The sequence below is a fragment of the Spirosoma lacussanchae genome (genome assembly GCF_005870035.1).
Classification (GTDB): Bacteria; Bacteroidota; Bacteroidia; order Cytophagales; family Spirosomataceae; genus Spirosoma; species Spirosoma lacussanchae.
Genome location: NZ_SWJG01000010.1, coordinates 77,528 through 98,737, shown reverse-complemented (window position 1 = coordinate 98,737; position 21,210 = coordinate 77,528). Strand labels below are relative to the sequence as shown.

Sequence of the window (21,210 nt, the reverse complement as noted above, 5' to 3'; positions counted from 1 at the left end):
TACTGACTCGCAAAAGTGAGGCAGCCCGTCAGGAGGGGTATGTTAAAAGTTAACGCCTTTTCAACTGTTTACACTGGCTTCATACACGAACAGAAATGTTAACAAACCGCCACTGGTTCGGCCGACTCTTTCAGCTTTCTCGACATGGTCTGGCGGGTCGTGCCGGTGAGGTCGGCCAGGTCCTGGAGCGATAACAGGCTGAAAACGTCCAGGTTTTTCGGTTCGCCGTAGGCCACGGGTTTGTTGTATTCTCGGCGGAGGTTGACTAGGCGGGTTTCAATATCGCCACGGGTCATGTGAAGCAGCCGGGTTTCGGCTTTCCACCACCGCCGAACCACGCTGGCGTTGAACCAGTCCGACATGAAGGAGTCATGGATAATCAGGTGCCTGAAATAAACCGTATCGATCGATACGACCACCAGCCGGGTCAGGGCCTTGGCAAACTCGAAAAACTCGATGCCATTGCCGAGGTAGTTCAGGTCGCCGAAAAACTCGCCGGGCTGGAGCACATCGTAGGTAACCCGCTCGCCCTCGGTCGAGTAGCTGCCAATTTTCACGACGCCCTTGTCGATCAGGTGAATATGAGTTTGCGCATCACCGGGCTGGTAGATGAACGCCCCCTTGTCAAAGGTCTGGATGCGTACCTGGTTAAACGCATGGGTCTGACTGAGTAGGTATTGCTGTACAGTTGAGCCGTCCATAGAAACTGTTCGTTGCTCCCGCCAGAACGCAACCAGGCTGCTCGGGCGGTGATGAAGCAACTAAACTACGAACAAAGACAGCCTGAACAGACGGGTTAATGATATGATAACACAGCTGTTTTGTCTGATCGATCGGCTGGTTAGGTCAAAACAAAAGTTCAGGCCGGATTACTACAGCTTCAGCCGTATGCCCGCCTTGTTCAACCGGCCTGTTGCCCAGGCGCAGAGGAGGGCAAACAGCAGAGATTTGAGCAAGCCGACGCCCCCGATTAGCAGCCAGTCTGGCAGATGAATAGCCAGTACCGTCGTAAAGGCGTAGGCAAAGTAGGGCAGGAGATAGCAAAGTAAGGTGTCGGTGCCGGCGGGTTTGATCAGGGTGAACCAATGGACTTTCCGGCCCACATCGGCCAGCCAGTAGATCGCCGTAAAGGCCAGCAGCGTAAACGCACTGCACAGAAACAGCCAGGCAGGCGTAGCGCCCAGCTTGCTCAGCCCCCAGAAAGGCCGGGTATATACTGAGAGGGCGATGAGCCCCGCCGAGATCAGCAGAAAGACCAGCGTCATCCGGTTGATGTTGGCCTGGCTATGATACCGCTGGAAAAGCGTTGCGGCTACTACGCCCCCCATGGTAAGGCCAACCAGCGTGCCTCCGCTGATAGCGCTGGGAATGGTGCGGACCAGGTCGGGCAGCAGACCCGCCTGGTCGGCCATACTCAGCAGCGCGAAACCGACCCAGGCTAGTATCAGAACGGACAGCCGATTGTGGGCGAAAACCGTGACTAGTGCCGCAGCCAGATACGACCAGCCGATGAGTCCCAGAATGCCCCACCAGTGGGTTGCGAACCGGCTCAGCTCCGCGTCACCACCCCGGTACACGAAGGCCAGCACCAGCAGGCAAACGATACCGGTTGCTTTACCAAGACGTGCTGCCCAGGTTGGCCAGGTTTTGGGATAGGCGTTCCAGATCAGGATAAATGACAGACACGACAGCGTATTCCAGATCACCCGCTGCAATCCCGTGGCGGCTTCGTTGATCGACTCGCCGTTGACCAGAAAGACGCCCATAACCAGCAGCGCCACCGACCGGCTGATCACGTGACCAACCAGCGCCCTGTCGCTACTGCCTTTCTTACGCCGGGCGTTGACGGCATACGGCAGCGACATACCGACAATGAACAGAAAGGCCGGAAAAACGGTATCGGCCAGACCAATGCCGTCAACGCCCTGGGGTACGTGTTCGAGCCAGGCCGGAATAGCCGTCAGCGACCACAGATCGTTGACGAAAATCATTAGCACCATGGTTACGGCCCTCAGCAGGTCGATGGCCGTAACCCGTATCGGTGCGTCAGAGACGGTTGTTAGGGGCAGGTGACTTGTTTCTGGCTGGGTCATGTGGCGTGTCGACGGCTTAGTCATCTGTATAAGTGCAATACGCCCCAGGGTATACTGTTTGGGCTATGGCGATGCTGCGGCTACCGCTGGTAGGCGTTGAGCCAGAGGCTGAGGACGGCCGGGTCGCGCAGGGCTTTCAGATCGCTCTTTACGGTTTTGAGGGCCCGTTTCAAGGCGCGAATGTCGCTGGCGAGGCTGTATTCCAGATTCAGCGTTGAGTTGAGCAGGACGGCCGGTTTGCCGAAGATAGACGCCAGCTGGCTCCTGATCCGGGCCAGTTCGTCGTTCAGCTCGTCGGCCTGTTGTTTCAGAATACGGTTATAGTACCGAAGCTGCTCATCGACCAGCGTGTCGAGCTGCTGCTGATCGATGCGGTTGAACTCCAGCTGGAGTCGGAGCAGGCCCATAAGGTCGCTTTTTTCGTAGGCTTCCGTTACCCGCTGCATGATAGCGGTCTTGCGTTCTTTCTCTGCTTCGTCGGGTTCGCGGTCGGGGTGAAACGTTTTTACCAGATCCATATACAGGGTCCGAACGGCTTTGGTGCTGTTTCGTTCGTCGAGCTGGCGTTTGGCGTCGCGGGCCTGCTTCTTGGCCGACTTCGTTTTCTGGTTCGCTGGGTTGCCGGGCGGTGGGCCAGCAGACGGCTCTTCGGCTGGCTGGGTTGGCTCTGATTCTATTGGATCATTATCACCGGCGCTCGTATAGCCCGCGTCGTATTTGTCGAGCAGGGGGCGAAGTTCGTCCAGGCCATGTTCGTTCACGAGTTCATCGGCCAGGGTTACGATCTGGTCAATCAATTTACGCCGTTCCGATCGGGTGGTTTCGGGGCGGTCGCAGGCCCGGTCAAACAGCCGGACCAGCTCGGCCCGCTGCTGGTTGTAGCTATGCAGCAGCGGCAGGTACTCGGCCCGCAGGCGTTGCTGCAGCGTATGAGCTGCCGTGCGGAAGGTGGCAATCTCTGCTTCGAGGGTGCTGATGGCCTCGGTGAGTCGGTTAAACTCCCGCTGCGCTTTGGAGTGGCTGGAGTTGTCGGTGCCGGGGCGGGCAATCCGAATAAGTTGAGATGAAGGAGCCTGCGCCATAAACCAGCCATGCGTGATGAACCATACAAAAGTACCGATTTGCGTATATTGCTCCCTTACTCCCAGAATCGACCTGCTATGAAAAAAACAATTACGCTTCTCTTCAGTCTCGTTGTGGCTGCTGCCTAGGCGCAAAACGCCGACTCGGCTGCCATCCGATCTATTTACAACGAAACCCTGGCGCACGGCAAAGCCTACGAATGGCTGCGGCACCTGACCAAACAGATTGGCCCCCGCCTGAGTGGCTCGACCGGCGCCCAGAAAGCCGTCGACTGGACTAAACAGCTGATGGAGCAGCAGGGGTTTGATCGGGTCTTTTTGCAGGAGGTGATGGTACCGCACTGGGTACGGGGCGCCAAAGAAGAAGCCTACTTCCGCATCGGGTCGAAGAAAACAACGGTTCCCATTGCCGCGCTGGGAGGCTCGGTCGCTACCAGCCCCAAGGGAGTCGAAGCGGGGGTTGTTGAGGTCAAAAGCTTCCCCGAACTGCGAGCACTTGGCGCCGAAAAGGTCAAAGGCAAGATCGTGTTTTTCAACCGGCCCATGGACCCGACCAAAATCAACACGTTCGAAGCCTACAGCGGGGCGGTTGAGCAGCGCGCCAACGGGGCTACCGAAGCGGCCAAACTGGGTGCGGTAGGCGCTATTGTCCGGTCGATGGCCAGCAACGCCGATGATAGCCCTCATACGGGTGGTATGCGCTACGCAACCGGTGTTCCCCTCATTCCGACGGCGGCCATCAGCACCAACGGGGCCGATCTGCTCAGTAAATCGCTCAAAGAAAACCCGGGCCTGACGTTCTACTTCAAACAGAACTGCGAGTCGCTGCCCGATGCCAAATCCTATAACGTGGTGGGCGAGCTGCGCGGCAGCGAGAAACCCGACGAAATCATTGTTGTGGGCGGCCACCTCGACTCCTGGGACCTGGCCGAAGGGGCGCATGACGACGGTTCGGGCTGCGTACAGGCCATTGAAGTGCTGCGGGTGATGAAAGCGCTGGGCTACAAACCGAAGCGGACCATTCGGGCGGTCATGTTCATGAACGAAGAGAACGGGTTGCGGGGCGGTGTCAAGTACGCCGATCTGGCGAAGCAGAACAACGAAAAGCATATAGCGGCCGTCGAATCGGACAATGGCGGCTTCACCCCGCGCGGGTTCGGTATTGTCGGTACGCCCGCCCAGCGAGCCAAAGTAGACCCCTGGAAGCCGCTGTTGGCTCCGTACGGCCTGGCCGAGATTGGCCCTGGTAGCGGTGGTGCCGATATTGGCCCGCTGGCTCAGCTCGGTACGGTACTGTTTGGCTTCAAACCCGATTCACAGCGCTACTTCGATTATCACCACGCGTCGGTCGATACCTTCGAAACCGTCAGTAAGCGGGAGCTGGAGCTGGGCGCTGCTTCTATGGCGGCTCTTGTGTACCTGCTCGATACCTACGGTCTGTAACAGGAGTACCCTGCTTAACCTACCCCCTGAAACGGCTTGTTGTAAATGTTTCAGGGTTTTTTGTTGCCAGAAAAACAGCCGCTTCCGGGGTTAAGCCTTATATCGGCGACACGGCAACGGTTTGTCAGTCGTTTTCGCCTGGGCCGATTCTGATACCCCGCCCCTGGCGGCCGACAAAGCGTCCGGTAGGAGCGGTGTGTTAACCGGCTGAGTTGCGGGGAAAAGACATTACGAAATGACTCGGTTCTGAAGGCGATTTTATCGAAAAAAGGGGCAGGCTTCCTGTGGGAAAGCAGGCGCGTAAGGCGCTACTGTAGAATTCTTTCAGAGGAAACAATCTCCTGACTGGTGAGAGGTTGTGACTAGTCAAAGATCTGCCTAAGATCAATATAATGTATTGTATAAATGTTTATAGTTTTGTATATGTTTCGAAAAAAAATGGAATGGCAGAATAATGTTAAAGTTGCTTTTTGTAGCATTGTAGGCCGGTAGGGTTTCACGCGCTGGCTGGTCCTGCCACGCAACGCCTTCATCGTACCGATACGCTCAGCTATACTTTCTCTGCCATTCCTATGCGTCGACTTTTCCTGGTTTACATCCTCATTTTCTTGCTGGTTAGTGTTCATCGTCCGGTGCCCGCTCAGTCGGTCACTGACCAGCCAGCGTCTGCAACTATGGCCGCTTCGGTCATGAAAGCCATGCAATGGCGGCTGGTTGGGCCCTTCCGGGGTGGTCGATCGGTAGCGGTGGCGGGGCATCCGACCGAGCGGCTGGTGGCTTACATGGGTACAACGGGCGGGGGCGTCTGGAAAACCGAGAACGGCGGCATCACCTGGCAGAATATATCAGACGGTTTTTTCCGGATGGGGTCGGTGGGAGCCATTGCGGTAGCCCCGTCGAATCCGAATATTATCTATGTCGGTATGGGTGAACATACGCTGCGGGGTAATCTGGCGCCCGGCGATGGCGTGTATAAGTCGACCGATGCGGGCAAAACCTGGACCCATGTCGGCCTGACCGATACCCAGCACATCGGCTCCGTACTGATCGATCCGACCAATTCTGATATTGTGTACGTAGCCGCGCTCGGTCACGCCTTCGGACCCAACGAAGAACGGGGCGTTTTCCGCACCCAGGACGGCGGTAAAACCTGGAAAAAGGTGCTGTATAAAAACCCCAACGTAGGCGCTATCGACCTGACCATCGATCCCACCAACCCGAAAACCCTGTACGCGTCGACCTTCGAGTTTCGGCGGTTCCCGTGGGGTGTTCGCAGTGCGGGGCCGGGAGCCGGCATCCATAAGTCGACGGATGGCGGCACGACCTGGACCGACATTACCCGCAACACCGGCTTGCCGACCGGCACGAACCGGGGCCGCATCGGGCTGGCGCTGTCGCCCTCGAAACCGAACCGAATCTGGGCGATTATCGAAGCTGAAAACGAACAGACCGGCGTTTACCGAACCGACGATGCCGGCGCGACCTGGCAGCTGGTCAGCCAGTTTGCCGATCTGTTTCAGCGCCCCTGGTACTACCACCACCTGACGGCCGACCCGAAAAACAGCGAAACGATCTGGGTGTTGAACATCAACATGTGGAAGTCGACGGATGGCGGTAAGTCCTACAAACGCGTCGATACCCCCCACGGTGATAACCACCAGCTCTGGATCGACCCGACCGATACCAACCGGATGGTACAGGCCAACGACGGGGGCGGCACCCTGACCTACGACGGGGGCAAATCCTGGTCGACCATCTACAACCAGCCCACGGCCCAGATGTACCACGTCATTACGGACAACAAATTTCCGTACCGCATCTACGGTGCCCAGCAGGATAACTCCACCATTTCGATCCCCAGCCGGTCCGACTATGGCGCCATCTACCCGGATCAGAACTACGATGTGGGCGGGGGCGAATCGGGTTATATCGCGTTCGACAAAAACGACCCGACCGTAATTTTTGCGGCTAACCACCACTGGCTAACCCGGCTCAACCTGAAGACCAACCAGCTCAAAGACGTGTCGGTCATACCGGACGATATGTACGGCTACGGCTCGGCCGACTTGGCCTATCGCTTTCAGTGGACCTACCCTGTCATGGTATCGCCCCACAACCCGAAAGTGCTCTACGCTACCTCACAGTACGTACACCGCTCAACCGATCAGGGGGCGAGCTGGCAGGTAATCAGCCCCAACCTGTCGCGCTCCGACCCGGCCACGCTCGAGAAAACCCCCACGCTCGATGACCAGTCGATCGGTAAGGACTGGGGACCCATCAAACGCGATAACACCGGGGTTGAGTGGTACGGGACCATTTTTGCCATGGCCGAGTCGCCGGTAAAGCCGGGGGTACTGTGGACGGGGTCAGACGATGGCTACGTGCAACTGTCGCTCGACAATGGCAAAAGCTGGAAAAACGTCACGCCCCGCGACATGCCCGCCTTTGCCCGGATCAGCATCATCGACGCGTCGCCCCACAGTCCCGGAGCTGCCTACGTTGCCGCCCTCAAATACAAACAGGACGACTACCGGCCTTACCTCTACAAGACCAGCGATTACGGAAAAACCTGGACCAAGATCACGCAGGGCATTCCCGACGACGATTATATGCGGGTGATCCGCGAAGATCCCCGGCGCAAGGGCCTGCTCTACGCCGGTGGCGAAAAGGGCATGTATGTCTCGTTCAACGATGGCGGCAGCTGGCAGTCGATGCAGCTCAATCTGCCGCTGGTTCCGATCCATGATCTGGCTATTCAGGATAACGATCTGGTAGCCGCCACCCACGGCCGGTCGTTCTGGATTCTGGACGACCTGACGCCCCTACACCAGCTGACTGACGAGGTGCGGAAGTCGGCTGTACATCTGTTCAAGCCCCGCCCAACCGTCCGGTTCAAGGCTGGTATGGACCCGGCCATAAAGCCCGTACCGAATGGCGATACGGAGCTGGGCAAAAATCCGCCCAACGGCGTTCGTGTGGTTTATTACCTGGCTGAGACGCCTAAATCCCCAATTTCGCTGACTTTTCTGGATGCCAGCGGGCAGGTGATCAAGTCGTTCAGGAGCAGCGCGGCCGTTGCTACAGCGCCCCGATCAGCGTCGGCAACGGGTCGCAAAGATTCGGCGGGGGTGGCTGAAATGCGGCAGCCTGCACCCCCCGCCCGGCGGGAAGTCAGTTTGCCGGCTTCGGCTGGCGGCAATGCCTTTGTCTGGGAAGACATGCGCTATCCCGATCCCATCGCACTGCCTAACTCGGTTACCCACGGTCGGGCGCGGGGGCCGCTGGCTATGCCGGGCACCTATAAAGTACAGCTAACGGTCGACGGCAAAACCTACACGCAGGATTTTGAGATTGTAAAAGACCCCCGTATCGAAACAACCCCGGAGGAGTTCAGGCAGCAGTTCGATCTGCTCATCAAGATTCGGGAGCGGCTCAACGAACTTCGGAAAGGGGTCTTGTCGATCCGGCAGATGCGGCAGCAACTCGACAGCGCCTACCAGTCGACAAATGATCAGGCGGTGAAAGAACTCAAAGACCAGCTGCTCCGGATCGAAGACGAGCTCTACCAGTCCAAAGCGAAAGCCACCCAGGATCTGACCAACCACCCCGTTCGGCTGAATACCAAGCTTACCGCGCTGGGCGGTTTCGTAGAGTCCGACGATTCGAAGCCGACTCAGCAGCAGGGCGAGCAGTACAACGCCCTGTCGAAAAGCCTGGCCGAGCAGCTCAAGAAGCTGGATGCGTTGAAACCGGCTATCCAGCGCAAACTCCGGCCAACGGGCTAGACCCGCGTGTCTGGCCGCAGAGTAGCGATAACAGTTGCCCCAAGCCTGAACATTTGTAGTAAAGCGTGTCTATAGACCTATCGCCCCGCCGGGGCTGGTTGTTAGATCAGGTGACTCGTGTTTATGAATAATAACCCCGCCGGAGCTGACGGGCAGGCGGGGTGGTTGTCGGTTAGTGAACGTAACCCCAGCGGGGTGAGATGTCCATAGCAGTGCGATTCGTCCCTTCTTGGGAAAGCCCCGGCAGGGGCGACACGCAACTGACCGGCTCGCATACTCTGGTCGGGCTTCGTCACGATGGGCATACGTTCCGAACGACATGGAATGTCCGGCCGAAAGTGGCTACGGTGCCCGGAAGGCAGGATAAATACGTTTACAGCTGCTTGTCAATTACTTTTCCGACCTCCTCATACGCACCCGGCAACGGAGCGTTTCGTTTCACGATCTTACCGACGCGGTTGATTACCGTTGCCGACAGGCTATCATCGGGGCGTAGCCGTTCCATCAGCTCGGACAGTTGCTCGCCTGTCAGCAACAGGTGGTCGCCGGCGAGGTTGTATTTGGTCGAAAACTCGATCCAGAGGCTGGGGTCGGTGCCAGGTGCCGGAACGTACACCAGGGCGAGGTCGCGGCTGCGGTATCTGGCTCGCAACCGCTGGGCGTCGAGGGCGGCCTGCTGCCCGGCTTCTTCGGTGGCGGTAGTCATCAGTACGTACACGACCTTGCCCCGGTTACTGCCGACAAGCCGATCGAAGAGCGCGCCACCGGCCGGCAGATCGTTTTTGGTGACGAACACCCCGGCCGACAATTCCGTACCGTCCAGTTTATCCCCGGCTTTCCGGAACGCCTGTACCGCTGCCCGGATACGGACGCTGTCTTTTACCTCCAGTGCATATAGCTCATCGAGCGATTGGCCCAGTTGGGGGTCGGTAACCTGCGGGCGGGCGTAGGCGTAGAGTAGCTTCGCAAAGTCGAGCGTGAGGGTAGGAAGCGAATAGGCCAGCCAGTATGCTGTCAGGTAGCTGACCGACGCGCTGTCGAACTGCGACTTGCTGCGCCGAATCATGGTTTCGTAGGTAGCCAGCCGCTGAATGGTATCGCTGCTTCGCTTGACCAGGTCCTGAAAAAAGCGCAGGTCCGAGGCTTTGGCGCTGTTGGTGGTCTGGTAGCTCTGGAGCCGGGTCCGCTCGGTTTGGGTCAGGTTCCGGCCGTACCGGAGCAGCAGCGACGCCAGCGCATCGACAGGTAGCCCGTTGGTCGTTCGGACCGTGCTGAGCGAGGTAGCATAGGTGCCGAAGCGGTTCATGGCCGTGGCCCGGGCGGCTGTCAGCAGCTGATCTTCGGGGGGGCGCAGGGAGTCGTTCAGCGACTTGGCCAGAGTGGCTTCTTCGTAGCCAGCCTTATCGTACAGGAACGAGGCCGTGTTGTACCGGTTGCTCCAGCCCACCCAGCGGGTCAGCAGCGGAAACGGCTTCTCCCTGGCCGAGAACGCCCGGAACGGGGCCTGAAACGCAGTGGCTACCTGGCGGTATACGGCTTCGTCCTGTTTGCCGCTCACCTGCTCGCTGAGCTTGGCGGGGTTAGGCTTCCCGCTAAAAGAGGCTTCAAACGCTTTGAATCGGGCAAACTGCTGGTTCACCTGCGCATTGACGCCCCCAAACCGGAACGGAACATCGGCCGTAAAAAGCGAGTCGGCATTGAGTTCGATACTGAGGGTGCCGGGAGCGGCCAGGAAAGCAGTAGAGATTCGGCCGTAGGTAAAATACAGTTCTTCCTGCGGGTAGATCAGCGGCAACGACACCCGAAACGTACCGTCAACATTGAGCGGAGCCGGCCGTACCAGCTCGCGGCTGGCCTGCAAAATATTGTTGCGGCTGACCAGTACCGTGGGTGATTCGCGGTAGAGCTGCGCCGATAGGTTTCGGACGCGCCCGGTTACAATGACAGAGTCGACGGCCGTTCGCGCGGGCTGCGCGACGGTGAGTGATGAACTGAAGAGAACAAGCAGGCAGACGGTGCGCATACAACAACGAACAAATAGGGGTTCCGGCATAATCGGTTCCGGAATCACGAATATCGAAGGAACGCGCGGATGCTCAACTACTGTACCCGATATTGGCCTACTTTGTTTGTATACCGTGGTACTGATCTGCTTCCCGATAGTCGGTCCGGAGCGGATGCCCAACCCAGTCGGCCGGGAGCAGAATCCGGCGCAGGTCAGGGTGATCGGTAAAGCGGATGCCCACCAGATCAAAGGCTTCGCGCTCGTGCCAGTCGGCGGTGCGCCAGAGGTGGGCCAGGCTGGGTACGGCGGGCATGGGCTGCGTTGTGCGCGATACCACGACTTTCAGCATCAGATCATGCTCGAACGGAATAGACGTCAGGTTGTAAATAACCTCCATCGTGCCGGATTCGGGGCCATTATCGATGGCCGTAACGCAGGCCAGCAGGTCGAAGAAAAGCTGGTCGTCGTCGCGCAGAAACTGGCAGACCGTCACCAGCTGCTCAACCGGAACGGTGAGGTATGGCTGTGGGTTGGTGGTATTGGCCACAACGGCTTCGGGGCCGAAACGGGACTGGAGCAGGCTGACGATATCCGTAAAATTCACGTTAGCGGGGTTTGATCGACAAAATAAGCACCTCGTCGAATGGTTTGAAGCCGGCAAAGCCACACAACACCTCTTTTTTTCGCCCCGTTTGCTGAAAACGAACGGTGGCGTTGAGCTTGGCGACGGCGTACGAATACACAAGATATTGCTTAACCAGCGCCAGCGATGAGTCACTGACAGCATACTGGTCAGTGGTCGATGCGTTTCGTTTGATCGATAGCAACAGGCCGCATCCGTCAACAGCCGCCTGGTCAGACAGGGTTCCATCAGCTTCCTGAACAGGACCGAGCAAGGGGTCGGGCTGGACCGTTAGCTGGCTCGATTCACTACAGGCCCCCAAACCGATCAGCAGGAAGAACACAAGCGCTTTTTTCATGATCCGTTTCGTTTCTGGAAAGACCCGTTTCGACCGCCGATCGTTGGACTGGGATGCTACATTACGCCAGCCAGGCCAGCCACTGCATCCAGTTCTGCACCCAGAACAGAAATTTAGCGGCAAACTTGGCCGCCGGGGCCGACGCGGGTTCGAGCGTGAGGCTGTTGTTGTTCAGGTTGAGATCCATATAGAGCTTCTGCTTCGGATCGACCACGGCCCAGACTATGTCGGCGTCTTCGTAGAGGGTGAAGGTACGCTGGCGGGCTTTTCCGTCCCAGAACAGCAGCACCTCTTTACCCGTGTCGAGATGCACACGAACGTCTACTGGTATCTGACCATCGCCATGGCGCTGTACCGTGATGCGCTGCTGCCGACTGCGGCCTTTCTGCGAAGAGGCCGGGCTGTTTCTGATGCTCGCCAGCGCGTAGTCGATAACCTTGTCACCGTAGAGGACCTGGTCAAAGAACCAGTTCATATCGGGGCCGTATTTGCTGCCAAGCCGTTTCGGTACAAGCTCGTTTACGATGTCGATAAAACTGCGGGCATTGGGGTGTCTGAACCGCCAGCGAAGGAAGTACGTGCGCATGATCTCATCCATGACGGGTCGGCCAACGAGCCCTTCGAGGGTCCGGAGCCAGGTGGCGGTTTTGGTATAGGTCAGCACGCCATACTGCCCGTCGGGGAGCTGCCATGTGTTGCCGAACGAAGAGCCGAGGGCCGGGTTTTCCTGATGTACGTAGCTGCTGCGCGAACTTTCGAGGTCGCCCATCCGGAAGCCGAACAGATCTACCTGCGCGCTGCGGGGGCCGTAGGTTTCGTCCATAATGCGGCCTTCGTAATACTGGTTGAACCCCTCGTCGAGCCAGGCTTCTTCGAACTCGTTGCTGGCCAGCAGCTGCATAAAGTACTGATGCCCAAACTCGTGAACCGTTACCATCTCGGGCGCGCGAATGCCCTCGGGCAGCCCCCAGACAGTACCAGCCGTAATAAACGTGGGGTACTCCATACCGCCCGAGCCGCTGGCGTGCAGGGGCGGGTCAACAATGGTCAGGTTCGGAAACGGGTAGGAGCCGAGGTATTTGTCGAAGTAGGAGAGGGCCGCTTTGGCCGCGTCGAGGTGCCGCTGGGCCTGGTTCAGGTGCTCGGGCTGCATCAGGAGCTCGAGCGCCACGGCGCCCCCCGACGGTCGCTTCCAGGTATCCTCGATCACCTTGAAATGCGGAGAGGCTGTCCAGGCAAAATCGACGACATCTTCAGCATGGTAGCGAACGGTTTTGGTGCCGTTACTATGTATTTTTTCGGACTGATACAGGCCCGTGGCGCTGACCCAGTACGCTTTCGGAGCGGTAATGTTCACGTCGTATACGCCATAATCGGCATAAAACTCGGAGTGCGCATGGAACTGGTGGCAGTTCCACTGGCCGGTTTGGGCGTAGCGGGTGCCGGCGGGTTCATACACGCCAATCTTCGGAAACCACTGGCCTACCAGAAAGTAATCGCGGCTGAATCCGGTGCGGGCAAAAATCTTGGGGAGTTTGGCATTGAAAGCTATATCGAGCACGATAGTCTGGCCGGGTCCGACGGGCTGGCTGAGCGGCACCCGAATCACGGTTCGGTCGTCTTTGTTGAGCGTACCGGCGGCTGCATCGTCGGGCTGGATGAACTGATAGGCCAGGGTTTCGCCCCCGCGCACTTTCATGGATGTGATATCGATAGAGCCGTACGGATCAACGGCCGCGTTTCGATCTATCTGGTCGCCCCGAAGCTGGCCACCCGATTCGCGCATGAAGGTGCTCTTCTCATTTCGGAACGCGTTCAGATACAGATGGAAACGCAGCTCCCGGATCAGGTCGTTGGAAGGGTTTGTCCAGCTGAGGGTTTCGCGGCCGTTCAGGGTCTTACGGGTCGGGTCCAGCGTTACGTCGATCTGATAATTGGCGAGCCGCGGACTCAGCGGAACCGGAAAAATTGGTTTCGGCCGCTGGGCGTAGCTGGTCAGAACCAGGGCCAGTAAAAACAGCACGAGAGACGATCGGATCATGGATAAACAGGCGGGCAAACCGGTTGCCGAATACGCATTCGGAATGGTGCTGAGTCAAATATAAAGACTTTCTGCCCCGAATCCGCCAACCAACCGGAGGGAGGCCAGTTTCATAGATACAGACCGCGCTTAGGCGTCTGTTTCTGATTATGACCCACTCACCGGCTGCGCCCCGCACCTTCAGCAACCCGTTACTGGCCAGCGGCCCCGACCCCTGGGCTGTCTGTCACGACGGGTTTTATTATTACATGCATTCGATCAAAACCAATCTGACAATCTGGAAAACGGCCGACCTCACGCAGCTCGCCGGGGCCGAACAGAAGATCGTCTGGACGGCGCCCCCGACCGGTCCCTGTTCCCGCAATATCTGGTCGCCGGAGCTGCACTTCATCAACGGGGTCTGGTATATCTATTTCAGCGCCGACGATGAACGCGGCATCAATGAACGGCAGCGCATGTTCGTGCTGGTCAACGAAACGGCTGATCCTTTCTCCGACCACTGGTACCTGGCGGGCGAGCTGCGTTTGCCCGACGATAAATGGGCCATCGACGGCACCGCCTTCACCTACCACGGTCAGCTCTATTTTACCTGGTCGGGCTGGGCCGGTGATGACAACACCCGGCAGGACATTTACCTGTGTCGGCTGAAAGACCCGCTGACGGCCGATGGGGAACGGGTCATCCTGTCGGAGCCCGTGCTGGACTGGGAGCGGCATAACTACGATCCGGACCCGCAAAATCCCCGCAATCGTCTATTTATCAACGAAGGCCCCGCCCCGCTGCTGCACGGCGACCGCCTGTTTCTGATCTATTCGGCCAGTGGCTGCTGGACCGACCAGTACTGCCTGGGTATGCTGACTGCCCCGACCGATACCGACCTGATGACGCCCGGCTGCTGGGTTAAACACCCCCGGCCGGTTTTTCAAACATCGGCCGAAAATCAGGTCTATGCGCCGGGGCATAACAGCTTTTTTCGAACAGCCGACGGAAGCGACTGGTTACTTTATCATGCTAACCCCCGACCCGGGCTGGGCTGTGAGAACGAACGGTCGCCCCGGCTGCAACCCGTACACTGGCAACCGGACGGTACGCCCTATTTTGGTACGCCGGTGGCCGAAGGGGTTCCGATTACGTGGCGGCAGTAGCTGCGGATGATACCCTGTCAGGGGCGGTTTGCCTGCAAATGTCCGGCTGGTTCTATGGTCATTGTGGGTGATTTACCGTCCTTTGCGGCACGATTAACTGACTACAACGAATTGGGTATGAATGTCTCTTCTTTTCAATCGCCTGATAAGCTGTTAGGTGAACTGTTTCGCGCTGTACAACTAGGCCGTGTTTTTTCTGATTCCAAAACCTTTGTCGACTGTGTTCCCAAACAGAGCCCGGCCGAGTTGGTGGCCCTGTACCAGGCTGACAAGGATAAAGAGGGATTCGATCTGCACGCCTTTGTTCACGAGCATTTTGTGGTACCTGAACCGGTAGCCAGTAACTACGTGAGCGACACATCGGGTACGACGATCGCACACATAAACGAGTTGTGGGACCGGCTGACCCGCCCTGCCGACGCGCCCGTATCAGGCAGCTCGCGGGTGCCGCTGCCGCGTCCGTACGTAGTGCCGGGCGGTCGTTTCCGCGAAATCTTTTACTGGGATACGTATTTCACGATGCTGGGCCTGCAAAAGTCGGGGCGGGCTGATCTGATCCGCGACATGCTCGATAATTTCGCTCATCTGATCGATTTGTTCGGGTTCATTCCGAATGGCAACCGATCTTATTTTCTGAGCCGGTCACAGCCGCCCTATTTCGCTCTGATGGTTCGGCTGCTGGCCGATATGACTGGTCCTGAGGTGCTGGTAACCTACCTGCCGCAGCTCCGCAAAGAGCATGATTTCTGGATGGATGGATGCCAGACCGAGCCCCGCGCTCTGACGCTTCGGGTGGTTCCTATGCCCGACGGCGGCTGGCTCAACCGGTATTGGGACGATACCCCCGCGCCCCGTCCTGAAGCGTACCGGCAAGAGGTCGCCCTACTCCCCGATGCCGAACAACTCGGTATCCAACCCGACAAGCTCTATACGCACATCCGGGCGGCCTGCGAGTCGGGCTGGGATTTTAGCAGCCGCTGGTTTTCGCATCGCAATGCGCTGGTCACCACCCGCACCGCCGATCTCATTCCGGTCGATCTGAACTGCCTGCTCTACGATCTGGAAACCACCCTGCGCGATGCGTATGTGCAGGCAGGCCAGCCCGACGAAGCCCGTTTGTTCGATCAGCGGGCCACCCAGCGCCGGGATTACATCCAGGCGCTGTTCTGGAACGAGCACACGGGCTTTTACTATGACTACGATGCCCTCGCCAACGAACCGGTTTCGTCAGAAACGCTGGCCGCTGCTTTTCCGCTTTTCTTCAAACTGGCCACTCCGCAGCAGGCGCAACGTGTTCACGACCGGCTCCGCGATCATTTTTTGCAGGCTGGCGGCTGGGTAACCACGCTCGATCAGAGCGGTCAGCAATGGGACTGGCCCAACGGCTGGGCGCCCCTGCAATGGATCGTTTACCAAGGACTACTGAACTACGGCTTCGCCGAAACCGCCCGCACGGCGAGTGAACGATGGCTGGCCCTGAACGACAAAGTTTTTAAAGCGACCGGTAAGATGATGGAAAAATACAATGTTGTCGACGCGTCGCTAACAACGGGGGGGGGCGAATACCCAAACCAGGACGGCTTTGGCTGGACCAACGGCGTTTACCTCGCGCTTAAGAACGAGAAGATTAATGATTGAGTGGCTTAGTGAATGAGTGATTGAGTGAATTGCTGAGTAGGCCTTTGTTCATCGCTCAATAAGTCTTGATTGGGTTCTGTTCATCACTCATTCACTGATTCACTCAATCGCTCATTAATCATGGCACTGTATTTGTTTAGGGTTCCTCAAAAGAGGTAACAGTAGACGGACAGGTCATGAAAAAAATTATCCTAACTGTATTGGCGGCCGGTATGACGACCGTTTCGTTTTGCCAGAAATCGTTTATCCTGTCGCATCAGGACAAGCGGGGTTTTTTTGCTGTTTCGGCGGGAGGGAGCCTGCCAGTAGGGCAATTTGCCAGCAACTCCCCCGATGACAAAGGGGCCGGTATGGCCAGGCGGGGCGTTGCGTTCTGCCTGTCGGGAGGGGTTCGGCTCGTTGGGCCGGTAGGACTGATGGTTCGGGCCGAGCAACACCGAAACGGCGTACAGGCGCAGTCGCTGCTGATTGATGGGTTCAGCAACGGAACCGTCGATGCAGGTAACTGGTCGACCACTACCTTCATGGGGGGGCCTTACGTTCACCTGCCGATCGGGCGCTTCTCCATCAATACGCGGCTCATGGCTGGCCAGGCGCAGGCAACCATGCCGACTACGAGCCTGATGGCGCCGGCTGCCGAAACCGGAACCAGCGTTGAAACGAGCGGGTCGAAGAGTACCGCACTGGCGCTGGGGGGTGGGCTGGCCGTTCAGTATCGGTTGGGGCGCAGTATCTCGCTGCAGCTGGCCGGCGACTATACGCAGTCGCGCTTCACGTTCAGCGGCCTTACGTCAACTACCTGGACCAACACCGGCCGCGCTCAAAGTTCATTCTTCACCGGCGACCGGACGGTGGGGGTCGTGAGCGCAACGGCGGGTATCGTTATTCTTTTCGGCGACTGTTACCGTCCGTTCTGACAACCGTTTGTTGGGTCGGTCGACACTTCATCCCGAACAACTTGCAACCCTGCGGGGTGTCTGGTAGTTTAGTAGTTGACTATCACAAATTTTGCTATGACACCTCTTCGTCGGCATGCCGTTCTTCGGCGCGTTAAAGACATTACACTGAGTACAACGCTTAGTCTGGCGCTGCTGAACGGGTCCGTATTACTGCAAAGCTGCGGGTCTAATTCAAGCAGTGACCAGCCCGAACGGACCGAAACCTCGTTCGGAAAAGGCGTTCGTACCTACATCACCGAAACGGCGCCGGGCAATTTCAAGATTACCGATGAGGTGCCCGCCGAACCCGGTCAGGCCGGAGCTATCGTAAACTACGCCGATGGCCACCGCGATACGCTCAGTGTCGAAGCCGCGCGCCGACTTGTCGAAACCGATCAGTCGACCCGCACTTACCTGAACAATCCGAACGGATACACGCATCATAACGGACTGGCCAACGTGCTCCTGTGGGGTAGCCTGGGCTACATGCTGGGTCGGTCGACCGCTCCGCAGTATGCTGCCGACCGAAACCGGTACGGGGCCGGCGTTTATGCCAATCCGGGACTGTATAACCGGTCTACCCAAATCAGCGATAACATCCGAAGCTCGCGCGTAACGCGTACAGTTCGGCCGTCGGGTGGCCGCAGCGGCTTCTTCGGAGGCCGTAGCCGGAGCTACTCTTCGTAAATTCGCTGTTTACTAAATTGTTAAGGCCGGGGCTGGTTGGCAGGTCTGCCTGTTTACTCTGGTAAATCTCCCTATCTTCGCGTATGAATCGACAAAGAAATCAGCAACGGGTACGGCATGAATCGTTTGACGTATGTATAATTGGTGCAGGAGCAAGCGGAGCTGGGGCGGCTCTCGATGCAGCCCTGCGTGGTTACCGCGTTGTGCTGATTGACCGGGGCGATTTTGCGAGTGAAACCTCTTCCCGTTCCACCAAGTTGATTCACGGGGGCGTACGCTATCTCGAACAGGCGTTTAAAAATGCCGATCTGGCTCAGCTTCGGCAGGTGCGCCACGGCCTGGCCGAACGTCGTACTGTCTTACGGAACGCACCTCACCTGGCGCATCCGCTGGCCCTGCTTACGCCGGTATTCAGCGCATTCGAAGGCCTGTACATGTCTATCGGCCTGCGACTCTACAGCCTGTTTGCCCGGCACGATTCGTTCCCGAAGGGAGAGTGGCTCAGCCGCGCCAAAGCGCTCGAAAAGATGCCTACTCTGATACCCGGACTTCACAGCGCTGTGCTGTATTATGATGGTCAGTTCAACGACGCCCGCTACGCGCTGGCGCTGGCCCACTCGGCCGATGAAGCCGGTGCTATTGTTCTGAACTATACGGCCCTGACCGGCTTTGAACGGGATGACCAGGGACAGCTAACTACGGCCCTGATCCAGGATCAGCTGACCGGCGAAACTGGTTCGATCCGCGCCCGGGTGTTTCTGAACTGCGCGGGCCCCTACGCCGACCCCGTTCGGCTCCTGGCTAACCCTCTGCTCGAACCCCGCATCCGGCCCAGTAAGGGAGTCCATATCGTGCTTCCCCGCGAAACGCTGAACAGCAACTGCGCCATGCTGATCCCGAAAACATCAGACGGTCGGGTTGTATTCGCTATTCCGTTTGGCGACAGCGTTTTTGTTGGCACCACCGACAATGATTATACGGACCTGGAGCAGGAGCCGGTTCTGGAAGCCGACGAGGTTACCTACCTGCTCGATACCTTGCGGCCTTATCTGGCCAAAACCCCCGCGGCTACCGAGGTCAAGGCCGGGTTTGGTGGTATTCGGCCGCTAATCGTCAGCAACCGGGCCGATACCAAAACCCTGCTGCGCGACCACGAAGTAGAACATGACCCGGCCTCGGGCCTGCTGAGCCTGCTAGGCGGAAAATGGACAACCTACCGGCTCATGGCTCAGGACGCCATCGACCGCGTAGGAGAGCAGCTGAACCAGCCGAAGCCGGGCCGCACCGAGACCTATTATCTGGTAGGTGGAGAAAAGTACCGCTTTGACGACTGGAAGTCCCTGCAACGCCGGTATCAGCTGGACGATGACACAAGCCAGCACCTGATGCAGACCTACGGCGATCGCGCCGAATGGGTAACTCAGCTCATCCTGCAGGATGCGACCCTGTCTGATCGTGTACACGAACGTTTGCCGTTTATCCGGGCCGAAGTGGTCTATCACGTTCGGGAAGAAATGGCAATAACAATTCGCGATGTGCTGGCCCGGCGCTGGCGCCTTGAGTTGTCGGACTGGCAGCTGAGCGCTTTGCTGGCCCAGCCCGTTGCCGATATCCTGGCCCGCGAGCTGAAGTGGACCGACGACTACTGTGCCAGACAGGTTACGGAATATCGGATGCTGCTGGCCTCGTTCCGCCACGACGCCGGCCTTAGTACAGTGCCCCCCGCCGAGTTGCTGAAGATGTAGAAACCGGTTCGCAGCGTCTGCTTGATCGTCGGACGGGTTGCGGTGCCCTCATGCCTCATATACCGTCACTTCGCTGGTATCGGTACAGGTAGCCAGCAACGACAGGCTGGTCTTGGCTAATATCGGATGCTGAAAGTCCGGCGCCACCTCGACCAGCGGCACCAGCGTAAACCGCCGTTCGTGCAGAAACGGATGCGGCACCGTTAGCCGGTCGGTTTGTAGCCGCAGCTGGTCGTAATAGAGTAGATCGATGTCGATCAGGCGAGCCCCCCACTTGTTCAGTCGCACCCGCCCCAGTTCATGCTCGATGGCCTGCGTCTGGTCAAGTACCGCTTCGGGCGCTAATGCCGTATCTACAACCAGTACCTGATTCAAAAACGACGGCTGATCCGTTACGCCCCAGGGCGCCGTTTCGTACAGGCGCGACCATTGCGTTACCGTACCAACTCGTTGGGCAATGAGATCCGCTGCCCGGCGCAGCGTAAGCACCCGGTCGCCCAGATTAGCGCCAAGAAGGAGAAACGTTGTCAATGAGTGATTGAGTGAATGGGTGATTGAGTGAATGGGTGATTGAGCGTCAGCCCGCTCAATCACCCATTCACTCAATCACTCAATAATCCTTGATGGGTTTGATATCGTAGTAAGCCCGGATTTCGGCGGGACTGGGCGTTTTGGCGGGGCGCACTACCCGAAAACCAACGAACGAGGCCGACGTTAGCCACCAGTCTGACTTGGGGCTTTGGGGGTCCAGCACTTTCCAGGCCGGGGCCGAGGGGGTGCGGGCGGCCGAGCGCAAAACGGTGGGGTCGTCGTCCCAGGAGCCGCCCCGAACCGAGTTAGGGTAGAGCGTAGTGGTGGGGGCATAGGGTTCTTTTACCGTGCCGGTGGCCTTCTGTTTGTAATAGTCCTCGATGTACTGATCCTGCGTCCACTCCATCACGTTGCCATGCATGTCGTGCAAGCCGAATGAATTGGGTTTCTTCGTGCCAATTTTCTTGTAGCTCCCTTCGCTGTTGCCATTGAATACGGCATACTCGCCCAGCTTCTTCACATCGTTGCCAAACGAGTAAGCCATGCTGGCATTGGGTCCGGTACCGCGGCACGCATATTCCCACTCGGCTTCGGTGGGCAGTCGGTAAAAAACACCCGTTTTATCGTACAGCCAGGCGCAGAACTTGATAGCCGCGTACTGGGTCATGTTGATGGCCGGGTAACCCGACCGGCCCATACCAAAGGACATATCGACGTACGACGGGCTGGGCCGGGTCGTGGCGTCGGTCTTCGAGAGGTCGGCCCCGTCGGGGTAACGGGTTGCCATTTCTTTCTCGATATTCTTGGTCGTAAACAGGTCATATATATCCCAGGTAACTTCAAACTTGCCCATCCAGAACGGCTCTATGGTTACGCTATGGCGGGGGGCTTCGTCGGGTTTGTGTCCTTTTTCGGCGGGCAGGCTACCCATCATAAATTTGCCGCCGGGGATGGCAACCATGGGATAGGTCTGATTGGAACCGGTAATAATCTGGGTGTATGACGTAAAAGCGGTTGGCGTTTGGGCAGCGGCCGTCGCCACGGTTATGGCGGTCAGGGCAACCGAGTGAAGGAGACGTTTCAGGTCCATTCCGGGT

Annotated in this window: 15 protein-coding genes and 1 pseudogene; 7 read left to right on the top strand and 9 right to left on the bottom strand. The window is 58.0% G+C overall.

The features are described 5' to 3' along the window. Positions 1-98: 98 nt before the first annotated feature. From FBR45_RS23540 to FBR45_RS23530, 3 genes are all read right to left on the bottom strand, one after another. Positions 99-701: a Crp/Fnr family transcriptional regulator gene (locus FBR45_RS23540; RefSeq protein ID WP_138506935.1), complete on the bottom strand. Its 603-nt coding sequence runs from the start codon at positions 699-701 to the stop codon at positions 99-101. A 171-nt stretch (positions 702-872) separates the two neighbouring features. Further along, positions 873-2,093: a DUF5009 domain-containing protein gene (locus FBR45_RS23535; protein ID WP_138506933.1), complete on the bottom strand. Its 1,221-nt coding sequence runs from the start codon at positions 2,091-2,093 to the stop codon at positions 873-875. Positions 2,094-2,173: 80 nt separating this feature from the next. Further along, a complete protein-coding gene (locus tag FBR45_RS23530) occupies positions 2,174-3,175 on the bottom strand; it encodes a hypothetical protein (protein WP_138506931.1) in 1,002 nt (333 codons plus the stop codon). Between the two features lie 78 nt (positions 3,176-3,253). Here FBR45_RS23530 and FBR45_RS23525 point away from each other — a divergent pair. Both FBR45_RS23525 and FBR45_RS23520 read left to right on the top strand, forming a co-directional pair. Beyond that, a pseudogene (locus FBR45_RS23525) lies at positions 3,254-4,618 on the top strand (M20/M25/M40 family metallo-hydrolase). 572 nt (positions 4,619-5,190) lie between these two features. Continuing rightward, positions 5,191-8,403, top strand: coding sequence for a WD40/YVTN/BNR-like repeat-containing protein (locus FBR45_RS23520; RefSeq protein ID WP_138506929.1), 3,213 nt, complete (start codon positions 5,191-5,193; stop codon positions 8,401-8,403). Between the two features lie 373 nt (positions 8,404-8,776). Here the strand turns inward: FBR45_RS23520 and FBR45_RS23515 are convergent, their stop codons facing one another. The 4 genes from FBR45_RS23515 to FBR45_RS23500 form a co-directional block, all read right to left on the bottom strand. After that, complete coding sequence (locus FBR45_RS23515) at positions 8,777-10,426, bottom strand: hypothetical protein (protein ID WP_138506927.1); 1,650 nt, start codon at positions 10,424-10,426, stop codon at positions 8,777-8,779. A gap of 97 nt (positions 10,427-10,523) precedes the next feature. Continuing rightward, on the bottom strand, positions 10,524-11,012 hold the full coding sequence (locus tag FBR45_RS23510; RefSeq protein WP_138506925.1) for an NADH-quinone oxidoreductase subunit C: 489 nt from the start codon (positions 11,010-11,012) through the stop codon (positions 10,524-10,526). 1 nt (position 11,013) lies between these two features. Further along, positions 11,014-11,388: a hypothetical protein gene (locus tag FBR45_RS23505; RefSeq protein WP_138506923.1), complete on the bottom strand. Its 375-nt coding sequence runs from the start codon at positions 11,386-11,388 to the stop codon at positions 11,014-11,016. Positions 11,389-11,449: 61 nt separating this feature from the next. Further along, positions 11,450-13,429, bottom strand: a complete 1,980-nt coding sequence (locus FBR45_RS23500; protein ID WP_138506921.1) for a M1 family metallopeptidase — start codon at positions 13,427-13,429, stop codon at positions 11,450-11,452. Positions 13,430-13,578: 149 nt separating this feature from the next. On the opposite strand from FBR45_RS23500, the gene FBR45_RS23495 reads away from it, so the two are divergent. The 5 genes from FBR45_RS23495 (at position 13,579) to FBR45_RS23475 (ending at position 19,582) form a co-directional block, all read left to right on the top strand. Next, the gene (locus tag FBR45_RS23495) at positions 13,579-14,574 is read left to right on the top strand and encodes a glycoside hydrolase family 43 protein (RefSeq protein ID WP_138506919.1); all 996 of its coding nucleotides are present in this window, start codon (positions 13,579-13,581) and stop codon (positions 14,572-14,574) included. A 117-nt stretch (positions 14,575-14,691) separates the two neighbouring features. After that, positions 14,692-16,212: an alpha,alpha-trehalase TreF gene (gene treF / locus FBR45_RS23490; RefSeq protein WP_138506917.1), complete on the top strand. Its 1,521-nt coding sequence runs from the start codon at positions 14,692-14,694 to the stop codon at positions 16,210-16,212. Positions 16,213-16,388: 176 nt separating this feature from the next. Beyond that, entirely contained in the window at positions 16,389-17,129 is a 741-nt protein-coding gene (locus FBR45_RS23485) for a hypothetical protein (protein ID WP_138506915.1), read from the top strand. A gap of 96 nt (positions 17,130-17,225) precedes the next feature. Beyond that, positions 17,226-17,837 (top strand): hypothetical protein, encoded by a 612-nt coding sequence (locus tag FBR45_RS23480; protein WP_138506913.1) that lies wholly within the window; start codon positions 17,226-17,228, stop codon positions 17,835-17,837. Positions 17,838-17,920: 83 nt separating this feature from the next. After that, complete coding sequence (locus FBR45_RS23475; RefSeq protein ID WP_138506912.1) at positions 17,921-19,582, top strand: glycerol-3-phosphate dehydrogenase/oxidase; 1,662 nt, start codon at positions 17,921-17,923, stop codon at positions 19,580-19,582. A 48-nt stretch (positions 19,583-19,630) separates the two neighbouring features. Here FBR45_RS23475 and folK read toward each other — a convergent pair whose 3' ends face one another. Both folK and FBR45_RS23465 read right to left on the bottom strand, forming a co-directional pair. Beyond that, on the bottom strand, positions 19,631-20,113 hold the full coding sequence (gene folK / locus FBR45_RS23470) for a 2-amino-4-hydroxy-6-hydroxymethyldihydropteridine diphosphokinase (protein ID WP_138506910.1): 483 nt from the start codon (positions 20,111-20,113) through the stop codon (positions 19,631-19,633). 79 nt (positions 20,114-20,192) lie between these two features. Continuing rightward, on the bottom strand, positions 20,193-21,203 hold the full coding sequence (locus FBR45_RS23465; RefSeq protein ID WP_138506908.1) for a formylglycine-generating enzyme family protein: 1,011 nt from the start codon (positions 21,201-21,203) through the stop codon (positions 20,193-20,195). Between the last annotated feature and the right edge of the window lie 7 nt (positions 21,204-21,210).